The sequence below is a fragment of the Marinobacter profundi genome (genome assembly GCF_002744715.1).
Classification (GTDB): domain Bacteria; phylum Pseudomonadota; class Gammaproteobacteria; order Pseudomonadales; family Oleiphilaceae; genus Marinobacter; species Marinobacter profundi.
The window spans coordinates 337,517-354,806 of the sequence record NZ_KZ319371.1; the positions used below are offsets into that span (position 1 = coordinate 337,517).

Genomic DNA, 17,290 nt, shown 5'->3' on the forward strand with positions numbered 1-17,290 from the left:
GTTGTTATCTGTTCAGTTGGTTCCGGCTACCGTTCCCGGCACCAGCACGATACTGTCCTTTCCTGGCACGACCATTCCCAGCTGACCTGCAGCCTGCTGTTCTATCCGTCCATGGGCGCTCAATGCGCTTTGCTCGAGCAGCAACTGGCTCCATTCCCGTTGATAACCATCCCGTTCTGCATGCAGCCCAGACAGAGTGTTGAACAGCGCACGATTGTCATGCGCCGCAACGACCACGCCCACGGCAGACGCTATCAGCAGCAAGGCGAGAGCCATAGTGATGACCACATGCCGCTGCCCCAGCCCGGCAAAGATGGTGCGCGACAACTGCAGGCCGCTGACCACACCTTCCCGTACGGTCTGCCGGCTCAGTACGGCCGAGGTCCTGGCCGGTTTCTCAATGGTTACCGCGCCCACGCTCAAACTCCTCCTTTTGATCCGGACCGATCTTTGCGGCGTTCAAGAACACGCATCACCGCACTCCGGGACCGGATGTTGTCACTGACTTCCCCGGTATCGGCCTTGATGGCCTTGCCTACCAGGGCAAATTCCGAAGCCTGCTGCTCCGCCGTCACCGGCAGCCCCCGCGGCAATTGCGGCCCCCTCGCCAGGTCCCGCATGAAGCGTTTGACAATGCGATCTTCCAGCGAGTGAAAGCTGATCACGACCAGCCGGCCACCGGGCAGCAGATTATTGACGGCAGCCTCAAGCCCGGCTTCAAGATCCTCGAGTTCACGATTGATAAAGATCCGGATCGCCTGGAAGGTCCGGGTTGCCGGATGCTTGTGCTTTTCTTTTTTCGGGACCGCTGCCGCGACCAGCTCAGCCAGCTCCCGGGTCGTGGCAAGTGGTGCTTCCTGGCGCTGCTCAACCACCCGCCGCGCAATACGGCGGGAGAACCGCTCCTCGCCGTATCGCCAGATGACATCAGCGATTTCCTGTTCGCCGGCTGTTGCCAGCCATTCCGCTGCACTGGGCGCCTGCTGCGGATTCATCCGCATATCCAGCGGACCCTGACGCATGAAACTGAATCCACGACTCGCATCGTCCAGCTGCGGTGAGGACACACCGAGATCCAGCAGCACCCCGTTAACCCCATGCCAGCCCTGCTCGCTCGCCGCCTTCTCCAGCTCCGCAAAGGAACCGTGGAACAGTGCAAAGCGGGCGTCGTCCGCGGCCAGCTCGCCGGCAAAGCGGATCGCCTCCGGATCTTTGTCGATACCAAGCAGGCGACCTTCAGGGCCGAGCCGATCGAGAATCAGCCGGCTATGGCCACCGCGTCCGAAGGTACCATCGATGTAGCGGCCATCCGGATCATTAACCAGATAATCAACCGCCGAATCCAGGAGAACCGAACGGTGCAGTGCCTGACCGCCTTTCTCCTGACCAGTTCCGGAGGTCATAGGGACAGCGCCTCCATGGCCGCCGGCATTTCGTCCTCATCCGAGGATTCATCCAGCCAGGCGAACCAGCGCTCTTCGCTCCAGAGCTCCAGCTTTTTGCCCTGCCCAATCAACATCAGTTTTTTCTCCAGCCGCGCATAGCTGCGCAGGGTTGGTGGCACCAGGATACGGCCTGCCGAGTCAAGCTCCAGCGGAGTGGCGTGACCAAGCAGCAACCGCTGCAACCTGCGCGCAGCCTTGTTCATATTGGGAAGGGCTTCAATCTGAGGACGCAGGGCCTCCCACTGGGGCTCCGGATACATCAGCAGGCAACGCTCCTCATCAGCATTGGCCGTCAGTACAATGCGACCGCCACACACATGCGCGAGTTCCTCACGCACGCGGGCGGGGATCGCCAGGCGACCCTTCGCATCCATATTGATGGCATGACTGCCAAGAAAGTTGCTCATTCGCGCCGACTCTCGGGCTTACGCCCCGGATATTTGGCCCATTTGCTGGCACCCGATCCCTGGTGAAACGGTGAACTGGCGCCAAAAACCCACCTCAACGCACAAATCCACCACCAAAAACCACAAGTAACCACTTTTTCCCACTTCTGCACACTATAGAAACACACCTGCCACAATGCAAGCGCCGCCAACAGCGTCGTACCAGCAAAAGTTTCTTTTAAGACAATGAGTTACAGGCTTCGACGGAGAGAAAACCGAAGATTACAGATAAGAAAAACTTGAAAATCAAAGACATGAATTCAAATTCGGAGGGAAAAAATGAACTATAAGATTATTTGGCTATAAAGCTGATGCCGTCAGAACGATCGGCATCACAAAAAGGGAAAAGGAGAGCTCGCCGGTAAGCCGGGTTCTGTCGTGGACAGTCATTCATCTAGGACCTGCGTCACCACAGGCCTCAAGCAACCTACCCGAATCCAGCGCGGGCCACGCCATTGGATTCCTATTTGGTCTTGCTCCAGGTGGGGTTTACCATCGCCGTGGACTGTTACCAGCCACGCGGTGCGCTCTTACCGCACCATTTCACCCTTACCGGTGCCCGGAGGCACTTAGGCGGTATACTTTCTGTTGCACTTTCCGTCGGCTCGCGCCGCCCAGGCGTTACCTGGCACCTTGCCCTGCGGAGCCCGGACTTTCCTCCCCCGATCGAAACCGGCGGCGACTGTCTGGCGAGCTCAGGCGAGACGATACGCGGGTGCCCGCCCGCGCGCAAGACAATTTGCCCCGCGCGCGGAAGATCCACGATCAGTCCTCCCGCAACCTCAGGGCGCGCTGGTAAAGTTCATTTTTCGGCAACCCGGTCAACTCGGCCACCAATCTGGCCACCTTTTTGACCGGGAGCTCCGCAACCAGCATGGCCAGCATTCGATCAACATCCACGGCATCGGGCGCGTTGGCGGTCAAATCCGCCCCACGCACCATCACCACGAACTCGCCGCGGGTACCGTGGCTGTCTTCCCCGACCTGTTGCCGGACGTCACTGGCACTGCCGCTGTAGAACGTTTCGAACGACTTGGTAAGCTCCCTTGCGACAACAACCTCCCGCCCGGCCCCCAGCACATCGACCACGTCATCCAGAAAGTCACTGATCCGGTGCGGCGATTCATAGAACACCAGGGTTGCGGTTTCACGAGCCAACCCCTCGAGCGCGGCGCGACGCGCCCCTCGCTTTGCCGCCAGAAACCCTTGAAACAGGAAGCGATCGGTCGGCAGGCCTGCGGCGCTCAGCGCCGCCACCATCGCACAGGGCCCGGGTACCGGACTGACCCGGAAGCCCCTGGCCCGGGCCTCCCGCACAACCACGAAGCCCGGGTCGGAAATCAATGGCGTACCAGCATCGGAAACCAGCGCCACGCTCTCCCCTTTTGCCAGGCGGTCAACAAGACTGGCAGCGCGATCCCGCTCATTGTGATCATGCAGTGCCAGCATGGGCTTCTGGATCGCCAGATGCTGCAGCAGACGTCCGCTATGCCGGGTATCCTCGGCGGCTATAACGTCCACCGACGCAAGAATCTTGATGGCACGCGCACTGATGTCATCCAGGTTTCCAATCGGCGTGGCAACGATATAAAGGGTGCCAGCCATGGAAACCCCGGGGGCGTTCTCGGTACTCACTCAAACCTCTTGGCGACGGGCGCTTTACATCAACGTCATGTGAATTGTCCCGGGAGCTGGTAAACTTGCGACCCTGGAAATAATTAATCGTCGCTGGGCATGATGCCGCCGTTTGGCCGGAGCCACAAGCGTAAATCCCGGAAGTATTGTGAGCCTGACATGACTAACCGTTCCCTGAACGCACCATTGTTTGCCGCCCTGCTGGCTTTAGCGCTCGTCACCGCCGGCTGTTCGTCCGTCAATCTGCAGTCCCACACTGCCACGTCACCTGAAGAAGCATTGCAGGTTGCCGCGGGCCAGGGCAATCGCGAAAGCGCAGAGAGCTATCTGCTGAGGACGGCACGGCAGTTCCAGAGCCAGGGCAGTCACGAAGCGGCGCGCCGCATTCTGACCAGCGACCAGCTAAAGTCCCCGGCACCGGCCAACCGGAATGAAGCCCTGCTGCTCGCAATGTCCGGCGCCGCTGCCCTGGCCGATGAGCAATGGGCGCAATCGCTGGGCCAGCAACTGACAATCGACCAGTTCCGCAACTACCCACCGGACACCCTGGCCCGTGCCGGTAACCTACAAACCGAAACCTTTCGCCTTGGCGGCCAGCCGTTCAAGGCCGCAGAAACCCTGATGCTGCTTCGGGACTCCGATCCGAACGCCGATATCCAGAGTATTCACGACCGCATCTGGCAGCTGCTGAAGGACGCCTCTGACCAGCAACTGGAAGCGGCGGCCCGTGAAGCGGTGGGGTTTGAGAGTCAGGGGTGGCTGGAACTCGCATCGGTCATGCGCACGCCAGGGGCCGGCATCGAGGAACAAGGCAACGCCCTGAAGGGCTGGCAGGCCCACTGGCCCGGCCACGCGGCCTCCGCCACGCTGCCCGGCGAACTCAAGCTGATCGCCAGCATTGCCACCAGCCGACCGGATTCCATCAACCTGGCAGTGCCTTTGAGTGGACCGCTGGCCGCCGCAGGGCAAGCGATCCGCGACGGCTTCCTGGCCGCCTTCTACACCGACGAAAGCACAGCCAACCAGGACATCGAGATCAGCATCACCGACACCCACGGCAAATCGTTTGCCGAACTTTACCAGACACTGGCCGCCAAAGGCCCCGACCTGATTATCGGACCACTGGAGAAAGAGGGAGTCGGTCAGCTGGCGGCCATGGAGAACCTTCCTGTCCCCGTACTCGCCCTGAATTACCTGCCGGATGACACCGCCACCCCCGCCGGCCTCTACCAGTTTGGCCTGTCCGCCGAGGACGAGGCGAGGCAGATTGCCGACCGTCTGACTGCCCGAAACTCAAGCCAGGTGCTGGCACTGATTCCGGCTGGAGAGTGGGGGGATCGCCTGGAGCGCGCACTGACATCACAACTGGCAGAGAACGGCGGTGTCGCCCTGGATATCGAACGCTTCTTCCCCGAAGACAACTTCCGCGCAGTTACCGCGGAACTCCTGGCCGTCAACAGCTCCCGGGATCGCGCCGTCGACGTAGAGCGTACTGCCGGGGTGAACGTAGAGTTCGAACCACGGCGCCGGCAGGATGTGGATGCCATTGTGCTGGTGGCTGCCCCGCTGCAGGCTCGACAGTTCAAGCCGCTGTTTGCGTTCTACTTTGCCGGCGATGTGCCGGTCTATTCACCGTCAGTGGTCTTCGACGGCACCGCCGACCCGTCCCGCGATCGCGACCTGGACTCGGTAATTGTTACGGACATCCCCTGGGTGCTGAAGCCGGACAACGACTTCCGCGACACTGCCACCGCACGGCTACCCGGCTACCAGGGCCAGCTGGGCCGCCTGTTCGCAATGGGCGCTGACGCCTATCAGTTAAGCAGCAGCCTCCCACTGCTGGAACAGATCGAGGGCACCTCCATTGCAGGCCAGACCGGTGAGCTGAACATGTCGCCAGGCGGCATCATCCACCGCCGCCAATTGTGGGCACAGTTCCGCAATGGCCGCCCGGCCCTGATCGAAGAAGACGAACAGGAACCAGAAGCAGCACCGCCAAGCGCAATCACCAGCGAGTAACGCATTGGCAACTACACCGATGGAGACCCTATGCCATGGATGGCAGCCAAACCAGAAAATCAACCGGCGATCACTTCGAGGGCGTAGCCGCCCGCTACCTTGCCAGCAAGGGCGTTCACATTATTGAACGCAATGTCTTCAACCGTGGCGGCGAGATAGACCTGATCGGCCGGGATGGAGAGTACCTGGTATTTTTCGAGGTGAGGTACCGGGGCAACGGCAGCCTGATCGGGGGTGCAGAATCCGTTACTTACCCCAAACAGCGGAAACTGCTCAGGGCTGCCTCGTTTTATCTTCACCGCCACGGCCTGTGTAACAGCCCCACCCGCATCGATGTCGTGGCCATCGCCCCCGGCAGCCGGGCCCGTTACCAGGTTCAGTGGATCAAAAACGCGATTCAGGCAGAAACATGAGCGATACCGAAAGCCTTATCAACCAGTGGTTTGCCAACCATATGGAGCAAACCGCGATGACCGCAAGCATGACCGCGCCGGCCATCGAGCGGGCCGCCGAGGCACTGGTCCATACCTTGCTTAGTGATGGCAAGATCATTACCTGCGCCAACGGCAGCGCCAACATTCTCGCGCAGTACTTTTGCACAGCCCTGCTGAACCGGTTCGACCAGGACCGGCCGGCGCTCCCCGCCATCAACCTGGGTGCGGATGCGACTACTTATTCAGCCATTTGCCGTGACAATCGCTTCAATGACACCTTCTCCCGCCAGGTAAGGGCCATCGGAAAGCCCCATGACCTTTTGCTGGTCGTGGTGGACGACGGCCACAAGGCCAACCTTATCCAGGCCATACAGGCGGCCCACGACCGAGAAATGAACGTCGTCGTACTCAGCGCGCGTGAGAAAACCGACATCACCTCGCTGCTCCATCCGGAAGATCATGAGATCAGCCTCAACGACCTGGACAGCAATCAGGCCGCACCGCTGATGCTGGTTGTCATCAACGCGCTTTGCGCACTGATCGACCACAAACTGTTTGGCGCATAAAACCAGGCCACAAAAAAGCCGGCAAACGCCGGCTTTTTCAATTCAGGACTGCTATTTGACCACCTTAAGGGATGGGCGTCCCGAAGGCCGCTCCGAAGGGCCGCGATGCCCCCCGTCGTCATGCGGATCCTGAGGCCCATCGGGATCGGGAGAGCCCGGCTCACTACCAAACACCATCCCCTCCCCGTTTTCCTTGGCATAGATCGCCACCACCGCCTGCAGCGGAATAAACACCTGCATCGGTACACCGCCAAAGCGCGCGCTGAATTCCAGAGCTGCATTCCCGATTACCAGCCCACGTACCGCACCCGGGCTGATATTCAGCACGATCTGGCCGTTGGCGACGTGCTCAGTGGGAACCTGTACCCCCTGAACACCGGCATCCACCACAATGTAAGGCGTGCATTCATTGTCGAGAATCCACTCGTTGAATGCGCGCACCAGATACGGGCGGCTAGACATCATTCTGACTGGGTTATCAGACACTTAGACTCCCCGACTCATTCCTGGCCACGTTTACCGTATTAGCTGCGAATATCTTCTTCGAGATCAGACAGGCTGGCCTTGAAACCTTCCCGCTCGAAAATGCGCTCCATGTACTTCAGCAGTGGCTTGGCCTGCTTCTCGGAAAACTCGATACCCAGTGATGGCAGCCGCCACAGGATCGGCGCAATGCAACAGTCAACAATGGTGAACTCTTCCGAGAGGAAGAAAGGCATTTCACCAAACACCGGAGCCGTAGCCAGCAGACTTTCACGCAGCTCCTTCCGGGCCGCCTCCGACGCCTTGGCATTCGGCTGCGCCAGAATCTGGTCTACCAGTGCGCACCAGTCGCGCTGGATACGATGAATCATCAGCCGGCTGTTAGCGCGGGCCACCGGATAGACAGGCAGTAATGGCGGATGCGGGAAGCGCTCATCCAGATACTCCATCATGATATTGGGCTCGTAGAGCACCAGATCACGATCCACCAGGGTTGGCAGGGCATTGTAAGGATTAAGATCAGCCAACTCCGCAGGGGGGTTGTCCGGATCCACATCCACAATATCAACCGTCACTCCCTTTTCAGCAAGCACGATGCGTACCCGGTGGCTGTAATGGCTAGCCGGGTCCGAGAAAAACGTCATCGATGACCGCTTGGTCACAACGCCCATAGAACTACCTCACGATTGAACAAATCGAAACGATCCTGAAACACAAAAATCCAGCGGGCCGACAAGGCCCGCTGGAATTATCAGGGATCCGGATTATACCTGATTTCTCAGTGCACGTCTTTCCAGTACTCGCGATTGAGCAGGTAAGCGAACACGAAGAAGATGGCAACGAAGATCAGCACGAAAATGCCCAGGCGCTCGCGCTCAACCTTGACCGGATCTGCCATATAGGACAAGAAGTTGGTCAGGTCGTACATCGCCTTGTCAAATTCCGCGGCCGTCATACTGCCTTCGATGGCGTATTCCGGGCAGGCATCGCCATTCTTCACATTGCCGCTAAGAGGCTCAACGGAGGCTCCAACACCAATACTCGGCGGCACTGCGCACAAGCCCTGCAGGTCAACCATAACGTGCGGCATACCCACATTGGCGAATACCACGTTGTTTACGCCCAAAGGACGGGTTTCATCCTTGTAGAAGCCGCGCAGGTAGGAGTAAACCCAGGCTTCGCCCCGCAAACGGGACTCGAGGGTCAGATCGGGTGGCGGCGCACCAAACCAGCCCGCAGCCATATCCTTGCTCATGGAGTTCTTCATCAATTCACCAATCTTGGCACCGGTGAAAATCAGGTTCTCCTCATAAAGCGCTACCGGGACCTCCAGGTCATCTGCAACCCGCTTGTAGCGGGCATATTCCATGGAGTGACAGCCCATACAATAGTTGGTGAACAGGGCCGCCCCACTTTGCAGGGATTGTTTGTCGGTGTGGTCAGTCTCGATGTGGTCGAGCGGCACACCCGCGCCGGCCGCCAGCCCGAGGGCTGGCAGGACTGCGATGAAAAGACCAAAAATCAGCTTTCTCATTATCCTGTCACCCTCTCTGGTACTGGCTTGGTTTTCTCCATGCGCGTATAGAACGGCATGAGGATAAAGTAGAGGAAGTAGACCACGGTCAGAATCTGGGCGACCGTTGTCCGCCCCTCAGTGGCAGGCACCAGACCGAGATAGCCCAGAATTACGAAGCTCACCGCGAAGACGGCCAGTGCAATCTTGCTCAACCAGCCCTTGTAACGGATGGAGCGAACAGGACTGCGATCCAGCCAGGGCAGCACAAACAGGATAGCGATTGCACCACCCATCACCACCACACCCCAGAACTTGGCAGGAAGGCCGATGAAGTCGACCGTTACCGCACGCAGCATGGCGTAGAACGGCGTGAAGTACCATACCGGTGCAATATGCGCCGGGGTCTTCAGAGCGTTTGCCGGCTCAAAGTTGGGTTTCTCGAGGAACAGTCCACCCATTTCCGGGAAGAAGAACACCACGATGAAGAAGATGAAGAAGAATACCCCCACGCCCAGCAGGTCGTGAACGGTGTAGTAGGGATGGAAAGGAATACCGTCTTTCGGAATGCCGTTCTCGTCCTTGTTCTTCTTGATATCGATACCGTCGGGGTTGTTCGAACCCACTTCGTGCAGCGCCAGGATGTGCAGGACAACCAGACCCAGCAGAACGATCGGCAGGGCCACCACGTGCAGCGCGAAGAAACGGTTCAGGGTGATGCCTGAAATCAGATAGTCGCCGCGAATCCACAGCGAGAGATCTTCACCAATCACCGGGATGGCACCGAACAGGTTAACGATTACCTGGGCGCCCCAGTAGGACATCTGGCCCCACGGCAGCAGATAGCCCATGAAGGCCTCCGCCATCAGCACCAGGTAAATCAGCATACCGAAGATCCAGATCAGCTCGCGGGGCTTCTGGTACGAGCCGTACATCAGACCGCGGAACATATGGAGGTACACCACGATAAAGAAGGCAGAGGCACCGGTGGAGTGCAGATAACGCAGCAGCCAGCCCCACTCCACATCACGCATGATGTATTCGACGGAAGCAAAGGCGCCTTCCGCAGAGGGGTTGTAGCTCATGGTCAGCCAGATACCGGTAACCAGCTGGTTAACCAGCACCAACATGGCCAGGGAGCCGAAGAAGTACCAGACGTTGAAGTTTTTCGGCGCGTAATACTTTGCCAGGTGTTTATTCCAGGCCTCAACGATTGGCAGACGGTCGTCTACCCACTGAATCAGTTTCTGCATTACGCTGCCTCCGGATCAAGACCAATGGTGATGGTCGCATCATCGTCATACCGATAAGGCGGAACCTCCAGGTTCAGAGGAGCCGGCTGCGCCTCGTAGACCCGACCGGCAAGGTCATACCGGGAACCATGACACGGGCAAAACAGACCGCCCAGCCAGGCATCACCAAGATCCGCTGGAGCCACTTCCGGACGATAGGAAGGTACGCACCCGAGGTGGGTGCAAAGCCCCACAATGACCGCGAGCTCGGGCTTCAGGGAACGGTAAACACCTTCCACATAAGCCGGCTGCTGCGGGGCCTCGGACTGGGGATCTTTGACCTGGTCATTCAGGGACTCGATGCCTTCGAGCATCTCGGGAGTTCGCCGAATGATCCAGACCGGCTTACCGCGCCATTCAACGGTGATTTGCTGACCGGGTTCAATCTTGCTGACATTGACGGTGACCGGTGCACCCGCCGCTTCCGCTTTGGCACTGGGATTCCAGGATGCCACGAACGGGACGGCTGCACCGACGACGCCGACACCACCCACCACGGACGTTGCACCGATCAGGAACCGGCGCCGGCCTTGGCTAACGTCGCCATTACTCATTATGGTTTTCTCCCATCAGGCGAGGCGCAGGCACCCTGAAACGGATACACCACGCGTCGAAAAGGACTTCACAACCCAAAATTATAAGCGCACAAATGGTAATGAAATTACCCAGACCTTACAAGTCGGAAAGCCTGCACCAGAGCCCACTTCCCTGCTCCAGATCAATTTGCCAACAAGTGGTCATGCAACAAAAAACCCGGCCAGCGGCCGGGTTTTTTGCAGGGTCTGTCCCGAAGCGATTAACGCTTGGAGTACTGAGGACGCTTACGCGCCTTGCGCAGACCAACTTTCTTACGCTCAACTTCACGAGCGTCACGGGTAACATAACCCGCCTTGCGCAGTGCAGGACGCAGAGTCTCGTCGTAATCCATCAGGGCACGGGTCAGGCCGTGGCGAATTGCGCCGGCCTGGCCACTGATGCCACCACCTTTTACAGTGATGGTGATATCAAAACGATCCGCAGACTCGGCAACCACCAGCGGCTGACGAACGATCATACGCAGAGTCTCACGACCGAAGAAATCTTCAATGGTGCGACCGTTGATAGAGATGTTACCGCTTCCCGGCTTGATGAAAACCCGAGCCGTGGATGTCTTGCGGCGACCAGTACCGTAATTTTGTGCTACAGACATATCCGCCTTCCGTTAAATGTCGAGTTCTTTGGGCTGCTGGGCTGCGTGAGGATGCTCAGCGCCGGCGTAGATTTTCAGCTTCTTGAACATGGCGCGACCCAGCGGGCCTTTCGGCAGCATGCCCTTTACAGAATGCTGGATGACCTGCTCAGGCGCCTTGTCGACCAGCTTTTCGAAAGTGATGGACTTGATTCCACCCGGGAAGCCGGTATGACTGTAATACATCTTTGCAGATGATTTCTTGCCCGTCACCCGCACCTGGCTGGCATTAATAACAACAATGTAATCGCCAGTGTCGACATGGGGGGTGTACTCAGGCTTATGCTTGCCCCGCAGACGACGGGCGATTTCGGTTGACAGACGACCCAGCGTCTTGCCGGCTGCGTCTACAACGTACCAGTCACGTTTTACTGTTTCTGGTTTCGCACTCAGAGTCTTCATTGATTCCGCCTTGAACGCTATATAAGAAACGTTAAAAACCACCACCGGCACATGCACTGCATCCGGAGGGGGCTCTATACCTGTATGTTAGTCGGCAGTGACATCATTCGGGGCTGAGATGATGGCATCGCCTTGAAAAGCCAGGGCGCGAAGTATATCCGAACCACATACGAAAACCAAGCCCGTCGCCCGTTGTTTCGTCATTCCCTTACGCTACGCGCCTCTCTCTCATTTCATTCCGGCCAACCGTAGAGCCTGCAGGCGTTAGCATAAAGCACCTGCGCCATGTTTTCGGCGGGTTCCCCGCGCAGCTGAGCCAGCTCCGTCAGAAAATCCGGAAGATAAACCGGCGAATTCCCGCCCGCTGCAACCCCTGCCGGCGGCATATCCGGCGCATCGGTTTCCAGCACCAGACAGGAAAGTGGCAGTCGTGACAGGGTATCACGGGTTTTTCGGGCACGGGCATAGGTAATGATCCCGCCAACACCAATCATACAACCGGCATCAACCAGTTTCCGCGCCTGCTGGTAACTGCCGGCAAAACCATGCACCAACGCACGACCACTAAAACCTTTTCGCTTCAGGACCGACGCCACCTCATCGTGGGCCCTCACGGAATGAATGACCAACGGCAGCTTCAACTCCCCGGCGATATCAACCTGGGCCTCGAAACAGGGCATCTGAGCGGACAGCTCACCCTGGAGACGGTCCAGACCGCACTCCCCGACACCCACACAACGCTCACCTCCGGCAACCAGAAGGGCACGCAGCCGCTCGAGGTCCTGCCAGTCATGCTCCTGCACGAACCAGGGATGGATACCGAGGCAATAGTGAATGCCGTGGATGACTTCAGCACAGCTCACGACCCGCTGCCAGTCTGCCGCGCGCACCCCCGGGATAACCAGCCGCACCACGCCAAGTGCCGCGGCTTCGCGCATGACCGCCTCACGGCGCCCATCAAACGCAGGGAAATCCAGATGGCAATGGGCGTCGATCAACTCCAAGGCTGCCTCCCCTGCCGCCGACGCCGGACACTCCGGTCAATGCTCCCGGGTTTTGTGGAAGCTGATGTCAGGATGACGCTCCTGGGCCAGCTGCAAATTAACCATAGTAGGAGCAATGTAGGCCAGCCGGTCACCGCCGTCCAGCGCGACGAAGTCGTTAGCCTTACGCTGGAACTCCTCAAGCTTGCGTTCGTCGGCACAGGTTACCCAGCGTGCCGTTGCCACGTTGATCGGCTCGTAGACCGCTTCCACCTTGTACTCACTCTTCAGCCGGCTCACCACCACGTCGAACTGCAGCACACCGACGGCGCCCACAATCAGGTCATTGTTTTTCAGCGGACGGAATACCTGTACGGCACCTTCTTCCGACAGCTGAATCAGGCCTTTTTGCAGCTGCTTTGCCTTGAGGGGATCCTTCAGCCGGATACGACGAAAGAGTTCCGGTGCAAAGTTGGGAATCCCGGTGAACTTCATGTCTTCCCCGGACGTGAACGTATCACCCAGCTGAATGGTGCCATGGTTGTGCAGACCGATAATATCCCCCGCAAATGCCTCCTCGGCATGCTCCCGGTCCCCGGCCATGAATGTCAGCGCGTCGGAGAAACGCACTTCCTTGCCGATCCGCACATGGCGCGCTTTCATGCCCTGACTGTACTGGCCCGAGACAATGCGCATAAACGCCACCCGGTCACGGTGTTGCGGATCCATGTTCGCCTGGATCTTGAATACGAATCCCGAAAAGCCTTCTTCCTCAGGCCTGACCAGACGAACATCGGTTTCCCTTGGCTGTGGTGCCGGCGCCCAGTCGACAAGACCATCGAGCATATGATCGACACCGAAATTGCCCAGCGCGGTACCAAAGAATACCGGAGTGAGCTTACCCGCCAGGAATGCATCCAGGTCAAAATCGTGGGACGCGCCCTTGACCAGCTCGATCTCATCACGCAGGTCGCCGGCATAAGCGCCAATGGCCTCTTCCAGCTGAGGATTGTCGAGCCCTTCAATTACCCGGCGCTCCTGGATAGTATGACCCTGGCCGGTCTGATAAAGCACCACCTCATCCCGCAGCAAATGATAGACACCCTTGAAGTTCTTACCCATGCCAATCGGCCAGGTAATCGGCGCGCAGGCGATCTTGAGGACATCCTCAACTTCGTCCATCAGCTCCACCGGATCACGGGTATCACGATCCAGCTTGTTCATGAAGGTCAGGATTGGCGTATCACGCAGACGGGTTACTTCCATCAGCTTGATGGTGCGCTCCTCGACACCCTTGGCGCTGTCGATCACCATCAGGCACGAATCGACGGCAGTCAGGGTACGGTAGGTATCCTCTGAAAAATCTTCGTGGCCGGGAGTATCCAGCAGGTTGACCAGGCGCCCGCCATAGGGGAACTGCATAACCGAAGTGGTCACGGAGATGCCCCGCTCCTTCTCCATTTCCATCCAGTCAGATTTGGCATGCTGGCCGGATTTTTTGCCCTTCACCGTTCCCGCCTTCTGAATCGCCTGCCCGAACAACAATACCTTTTCGGTAATGGTGGTTTTACCCGCGTCGGGGTGAGATATGATCGCAAAGGTACGACGCTTGGCGACTTCCTGGGAGAGGGTAGACATAGAGAGAACGACCTGAAATTGAGAGCTTTGAAGGAGCGCCATTATACGGCCAATCGGTGGAAGACGCGAACGGTCTGCCTCGCTGCTAAACCAGTATCCGCTCCATGACGGAAGCTGTCTCCCTGCCTTCTGCTGCGGGGTAGTAACCGGGGCGTTCGCCAATAAGCACGAATCCCTCTGACTGATACAAAGCGATCGCCGACGTATTACTCTGACGAACCTCCAGGATTAGCTTTTGCATGTTATCCCGGGCAGCTTCAATCATCACATGGCGCAGCAACTGCCGCCCGACACCGCGACCACGGTCCGACGGTCGGACGCACACGTTAAGCAGGTGAGCCTCATCAAACAGGTAAGCCACCACGGTATATCCGGCGATATAGCCGCTGGCCTTAAGAACGGAAAGACGATAGTCGTCACGAAAACAATCGCGGAACACACCCTCCGTCCAGGGATGAGAATATCCCTGATGTTCGATATCCAGGACCTCAGGAAGATCGGCAACTTCGAGGGGGCGGATGACATGGGCGCATACCGGATCGCTCATCGCCAACCTCCCATTAATGGTATGCCAGTGGCTTCAGCACTTGCCACAGGGCCTTCTTACGTGAAGGATCGGTAGCCAAGCCGGCCAGGGTGTGCGGAAAGTCTGCTGCCGCGGCGGGCAAACGGGCCCGCAACCAACGGGTATCCTCCACGGAGTCGCCCTCTGCCGCCACCCCGAGCAGGATCAGCTTGCGGTCACCGAACTCACGGGCGAGCTCACCGAGAACTTCTGCAAGACCGTCATTGCCGTTACCGGGTATACGCGGATTACTGAAAACCGGCCAGGACAGATCACGCCGCCGACCGCCAGGGCAGCCAAGAGCTTTCAGAATATTCAGGGCCAGAGCGTCCTGCAGGCGCATGCTTGCGCCCTCGCCGAGGCCGCTTGCCAGAACCATTTTGTCCGTGACCCAGAAACCCCAGCGAACGCCGATGCTCGCCTCTGCAGGCCGCACAGGCTCAGCCATAGACCGGTCGCCGGATTGCTCAACCGCGTCCTCAGGCTGCACAACCTCAATCGATGACGCCACCGGCGGACGCGCCGATGAACGAATCAACGCAGGTTTGTCCCGGGGCGTCGGTGCCGTGTCGGCAACTGCGCTTGCTGCCGCCGAGCCCCCAGCCATCATTTCGCGCAAATGCCCCAGCCTGCGGGCACGTTGCGGATCTGCCGCAGGAGGAGAATCGCTGACCGGTATTACCGGGCTACGGGGTTCCGTCTCGGGCTCATCAAAAACAAAGTCCGGACTAGGCGCAGCACCGGGCAGAGGTGAGCGGGCGTACCAGCAACGGATACCCGCACTCCCCAGGTAGAACTGCCTTTGAGATTCGCTCAGATGAGTCATTGAAGCCTTTCGATTAGCCCGTACTGCACTCAGACATCTGCCGCCTGGGGATGTTGCCGAACACCACCCCTGCTGATCTGGTTCAGCGCCTCGATGTAGGCCTTGGCCGACGCGATCACGATATCGGTATCGGCACCTACCCCGTTGACAATACGGCCACCCCGCTCCAGACGAACTGTAACTTCACCCTGGGCGTCGGTTCCGCTGGTTATGGCATTGACGGAATACAGTTGCAGGTTACAGCCTGAGTCCACCAACGACTCGATTGCCCTGAAGGTCGCATCCACCGGCCCGCTACCCTCGCCTTCCACCTTGTGCTCCCGACCATCCATCAGCAGGGTCAGGCTGGCACGGGGTACCACTCCGGTTTCCGAGCACACTTTCATACAGACCAGGCTGAAGCGCGCGTCTTCTTCACTCTGAAGGGTATCACTGGCTATGGCCTGCAGATCCTCATCGAAAATCTCATGTTTAAGGTCAGCGAGCGCCTTGAAACGGCTGAAGGCTTCATTGAGCTCACTTTCCGTTTCGAATTCGATACCCAGCTCCTTCAGTCGGGTACGGAATGCGTTACGCCCCGAATGCTTACCCATCACCAGGCTGTTAGTGTGCCAGCCCACATCCTGGGCGCGCATAATCTCATAGGTCTCGCGGTGCTTGATCACACCATCCTGATGAATGCCGGACTCGTGGGCGAAGGCATTGGCGCCGACAATCGCTTTGTTCGGCTGCACAGGAAATCCGGTAATAGTGGACACCAGTCGTGAAGCCGGCACGATGTGCTGGGCATCAATTCGGGTCTCGACGTCAAACAGGTCCTGGCGAGTACGCACCGCCATGACAATCTCCTCAAGCGACGCGTTGCCAGCCCGCTCGCCAAGCCCGTTAATGGTGCACTCTACCTGACGGGCACCGTTCATGACCGCAGCAAGGGAATTGGAAACCGCAAGCCCCAGATCGTTATGGCAGTGAACGGAAAATATGGCCTTGTCAGCGTTGGGAACCCGGTGAATGATTTGACGGATGGTTTCACCGAACTGTTCCGGAATGGCATAACCGACGGTATCCGGAATATTGATCGTACGCGCACCGGCATCGATAGCCGCTTCAATGATCCGACAGAGAAAATCCAGCTCGGAGCGGCCCGCATCCTCACAGGAGAACTCGACGTCGTCGACGTGACTGCGGGCGCGCTTGACGGCCCTCACCGCCTGCTCTATCACTTCATCCGGGGACAGCATCAGCTTGTACTGCATGTGGATTGGCGACGTTGCAATGAAGGTGTGGATCCGCCCGCGTTCTGCCGGTCGAATTGCCTCTGCAGCGCGATCAATATCAACATCCACCGCCCGGGCCAGACTACACACCGTGGACTCCTTGATGGTTTCGGCAATCGACTTGACTGCTTCGAAATCACCCTCACTGGCAATGGCAAAACCCGCTTCGATCACGTCAACACGGAGCTTCTCCAGTGCCTTCGCAATGCGCAGCTTTTCCGCCTTGTTCATGGTTGCGCCAGGGCTTTGCTCGCCATCACGCAACGTGGTGTCGAATATTACGAGATGGTCTTTTGCAGACATTGGCAGGACTCCCGTGAGATACAGTGGTTGTACTATTGCAGGAGTATATCACTTCTTGATTGGCCAGGCTGTGGTGACAGGCTATGCCAAAACGCTGCCCCCATACCGCTGCAGGTTATCCCTTCCTTGCGGCCAGCGGTTTTTCAGTCGCCGGTTTTTAGCCGCCCAATAAAAAACCCCAACATCTTTCGATGCTGGGGTTTTGGTATTAAGAGCCTGACGATGACCTACTCTC

General features: G+C 58.3%; 19 protein-coding genes and 1 other RNA gene. 3 read left to right on the forward strand and 17 right to left on the reverse strand.

All coding sequences use genetic code 11. From position 1 onward, the window contains the following. Positions 1-12 precede the first annotated feature (12 nt). The 5 genes from ftsL to rsmI all read right to left on the reverse strand — a co-directional run bounded on the left by ftsL (position 13) and on the right by rsmI (position 3,496). Positions 13-417, reverse strand: a complete 405-nt coding sequence (gene ftsL, locus CLH61_RS11885) for a cell division protein FtsL (protein ID WP_099614946.1) — start codon at positions 415-417, stop codon at positions 13-15. Between the two features lie 2 nt (positions 418-419). Next, complete coding sequence (rsmH, locus tag CLH61_RS11890) at positions 420-1,403, reverse strand: 16S rRNA (cytosine(1402)-N(4))-methyltransferase RsmH (RefSeq protein WP_099614947.1); 984 nt, start codon at positions 1,401-1,403, stop codon at positions 420-422. Beyond that, positions 1,400-1,852 carry a division/cell wall cluster transcriptional repressor MraZ gene (gene mraZ, locus CLH61_RS11895; protein WP_099614948.1) on the reverse strand — a complete coding sequence of 151 codons (453 nt, stop codon included), beginning with the start codon at positions 1,850-1,852 and terminating at the stop codon, positions 1,400-1,402. The genes rsmH and mraZ overlap by 4 nt, the downstream gene beginning before the upstream one ends. A 385-nt stretch (positions 1,853-2,237) precedes the next feature. Further along, positions 2,238-2,589, reverse strand: an RNA gene (rnpB, locus tag CLH61_RS11900) — RNase P RNA component class A. A gap of 67 nt (positions 2,590-2,656) precedes the next feature. Then, positions 2,657-3,496, reverse strand: coding sequence for a 16S rRNA (cytidine(1402)-2'-O)-methyltransferase (gene rsmI, locus CLH61_RS11905; protein WP_099614990.1), 840 nt, complete (start codon positions 3,494-3,496; stop codon positions 2,657-2,659). A 189-nt stretch (positions 3,497-3,685) separates the two neighbouring features. On the opposite strand from rsmI, the gene CLH61_RS11910 reads away from it, so the two are divergent. Genes CLH61_RS11910 through CLH61_RS11920 form a run of 3 tightly spaced genes read left to right on the forward strand, consistent with a single transcriptional unit; the run spans position 3,686 to position 6,545 of the window. Continuing rightward, positions 3,686-5,545, forward strand: coding sequence for a penicillin-binding protein activator (locus tag CLH61_RS11910; RefSeq protein WP_099614949.1), 1,860 nt, complete (start codon positions 3,686-3,688; stop codon positions 5,543-5,545). Between the two features lie 35 nt (positions 5,546-5,580). Continuing rightward, positions 5,581-5,958, forward strand: a complete 378-nt coding sequence (locus CLH61_RS11915; RefSeq protein WP_099614950.1) for a YraN family protein — start codon at positions 5,581-5,583, stop codon at positions 5,956-5,958. Next, on the forward strand, positions 5,955-6,545 hold the full coding sequence (locus CLH61_RS11920; RefSeq protein ID WP_099614951.1) for an SIS domain-containing protein: 591 nt from the start codon (positions 5,955-5,957) through the stop codon (positions 6,543-6,545). Before CLH61_RS11915 ends, CLH61_RS11920 begins: the two co-directional genes overlap by 4 nt. Positions 6,546-6,596: 51 nt before the next feature. Here CLH61_RS11920 and CLH61_RS11925 read toward each other — a convergent pair whose 3' ends face one another. The 12 genes from CLH61_RS11925 to CLH61_RS11980 all read right to left on the reverse strand — a co-directional run bounded on the left by CLH61_RS11925 (position 6,597) and on the right by CLH61_RS11980 (position 17,055). Continuing rightward, complete coding sequence (locus CLH61_RS11925) at positions 6,597-7,010, reverse strand: ClpXP protease specificity-enhancing factor (protein ID WP_099614952.1); 414 nt, start codon at positions 7,008-7,010, stop codon at positions 6,597-6,599. A 59-nt stretch (positions 7,011-7,069) separates the two neighbouring features. Next, positions 7,070-7,699: a stringent starvation protein SspA gene (gene sspA, locus CLH61_RS11930; protein ID WP_099614953.1), complete on the reverse strand. Its 630-nt coding sequence runs from the start codon at positions 7,697-7,699 to the stop codon at positions 7,070-7,072. A gap of 107 nt (positions 7,700-7,806) precedes the next feature. Further along, positions 7,807-8,562 (reverse strand): cytochrome c1, encoded by a 756-nt coding sequence (locus CLH61_RS11935; protein ID WP_099614954.1) that lies wholly within the window; start codon positions 8,560-8,562, stop codon positions 7,807-7,809. Continuing rightward, positions 8,562-9,794: a cytochrome b gene (locus tag CLH61_RS11940; RefSeq protein WP_099614955.1), complete on the reverse strand. Its 1,233-nt coding sequence runs from the start codon at positions 9,792-9,794 to the stop codon at positions 8,562-8,564. The genes CLH61_RS11935 and CLH61_RS11940 overlap by 1 nt, the downstream gene beginning before the upstream one ends. Beyond that, positions 9,794-10,387, reverse strand: coding sequence for a ubiquinol-cytochrome c reductase iron-sulfur subunit (gene petA / locus CLH61_RS11945; protein ID WP_099614956.1), 594 nt, complete (start codon positions 10,385-10,387; stop codon positions 9,794-9,796). Before petA ends, CLH61_RS11940 begins: the two co-directional genes overlap by 1 nt. A gap of 242 nt (positions 10,388-10,629) precedes the next feature. Beyond that, on the reverse strand, positions 10,630-11,022 hold the full coding sequence (gene rpsI / locus CLH61_RS11950) for a 30S ribosomal protein S9 (protein ID WP_099614957.1): 393 nt from the start codon (positions 11,020-11,022) through the stop codon (positions 10,630-10,632). Between the two features lie 12 nt (positions 11,023-11,034). Then, complete coding sequence (gene rplM / locus CLH61_RS11955) at positions 11,035-11,463, reverse strand: 50S ribosomal protein L13 (RefSeq protein ID WP_099614958.1); 429 nt, start codon at positions 11,461-11,463, stop codon at positions 11,035-11,037. A 233-nt stretch (positions 11,464-11,696) separates the two neighbouring features. After that, positions 11,697-12,467 (reverse strand): TatD family hydrolase, encoded by a 771-nt coding sequence (locus CLH61_RS11960; RefSeq protein WP_099614959.1) that lies wholly within the window; start codon positions 12,465-12,467, stop codon positions 11,697-11,699. Between the two features lie 36 nt (positions 12,468-12,503). Beyond that, a complete protein-coding gene (gene prfC / locus CLH61_RS11965; RefSeq protein ID WP_099614960.1) occupies positions 12,504-14,084 on the reverse strand; it encodes a peptide chain release factor 3 in 1,581 nt (526 codons plus the stop codon). A gap of 85 nt (positions 14,085-14,169) precedes the next feature. Next, entirely contained in the window at positions 14,170-14,631 is a 462-nt protein-coding gene (gene rimI, locus CLH61_RS11970; RefSeq protein ID WP_099614961.1) for a ribosomal protein S18-alanine N-acetyltransferase, read from the reverse strand. A 13-nt stretch (positions 14,632-14,644) separates the two neighbouring features. Continuing rightward, entirely contained in the window at positions 14,645-15,097 is a 453-nt protein-coding gene (locus CLH61_RS11975; RefSeq protein ID WP_099614962.1) for a hypothetical protein, read from the reverse strand. 407 nt (positions 15,098-15,504) lie between these two features. Then, entirely contained in the window at positions 15,505-17,055 is a 1,551-nt protein-coding gene (locus CLH61_RS11980) for a 2-isopropylmalate synthase (RefSeq protein ID WP_099614963.1), read from the reverse strand. Positions 17,056-17,290 lie beyond the last annotated feature (235 nt).

Coding starts and splice junctions, on each gene's coding strand:
- rsmH (WP_099614947.1), bottom strand. CDS start 1,403: ATGACCTCCGGAACTGGTCAGGAGAAAGGCGGTCAGGCACTGCACCGT.
- mraZ (WP_099614948.1), bottom strand. CDS start 1,852: ATGAGCAACTTTCTTGGCAGTCATGCCATCAATATGGATGCGAAGGGT.
- rsmI (WP_099614990.1), bottom strand. CDS start 3,496: ATGGCTGGCACCCTTTATATCGTTGCCACGCCGATTGGAAACCTGGAT.
- CLH61_RS11910 (WP_099614949.1), top strand. CDS start 3,686: ATGACTAACCGTTCCCTGAACGCACCATTGTTTGCCGCCCTGCTGGCT.
- CLH61_RS11915 (WP_099614950.1), top strand. CDS start 5,581: ATGGATGGCAGCCAAACCAGAAAATCAACCGGCGATCACTTCGAGGGC.
- CLH61_RS11920 (WP_099614951.1), top strand. CDS start 5,955: ATGAGCGATACCGAAAGCCTTATCAACCAGTGGTTTGCCAACCATATG.
- CLH61_RS11925 (WP_099614952.1), bottom strand. CDS start 7,010: ATGATGTCTAGCCGCCCGTATCTGGTGCGCGCATTCAACGAGTGGATT.
- sspA (WP_099614953.1), bottom strand. CDS start 7,699: ATGGGCGTTGTGACCAAGCGGTCATCGATGACGTTTTTCTCGGACCCG.
- CLH61_RS11935 (WP_099614954.1), bottom strand. CDS start 8,562: ATGAGAAAGCTGATTTTTGGTCTTTTCATCGCAGTCCTGCCAGCCCTC.
- CLH61_RS11940 (WP_099614955.1), bottom strand. CDS start 9,794: ATGCAGAAACTGATTCAGTGGGTAGACGACCGTCTGCCAATCGTTGAG.
- petA (WP_099614956.1), bottom strand. CDS start 10,387: ATGAGTAATGGCGACGTTAGCCAAGGCCGGCGCCGGTTCCTGATCGGT.
- rpsI (WP_099614957.1), bottom strand. CDS start 11,022: ATGTCTGTAGCACAAAATTACGGTACTGGTCGCCGCAAGACATCCACG.
- rplM (WP_099614958.1), bottom strand. CDS start 11,463: ATGAAGACTCTGAGTGCGAAACCAGAAACAGTAAAACGTGACTGGTAC.
- prfC (WP_099614960.1), bottom strand. CDS start 14,084: ATGTCTACCCTCTCCCAGGAAGTCGCCAAGCGTCGTACCTTTGCGATC.
- rimI (WP_099614961.1), bottom strand. CDS start 14,631: ATGAGCGATCCGGTATGCGCCCATGTCATCCGCCCCCTCGAAGTTGCC.
- CLH61_RS11975 (WP_099614962.1), bottom strand. CDS start 15,097: ATGGCTGAGCCTGTGCGGCCTGCAGAGGCGAGCATCGGCGTTCGCTGG.
- CLH61_RS11980 (WP_099614963.1), bottom strand. CDS start 17,055: ATGTCTGCAAAAGACCATCTCGTAATATTCGACACCACGTTGCGTGAT.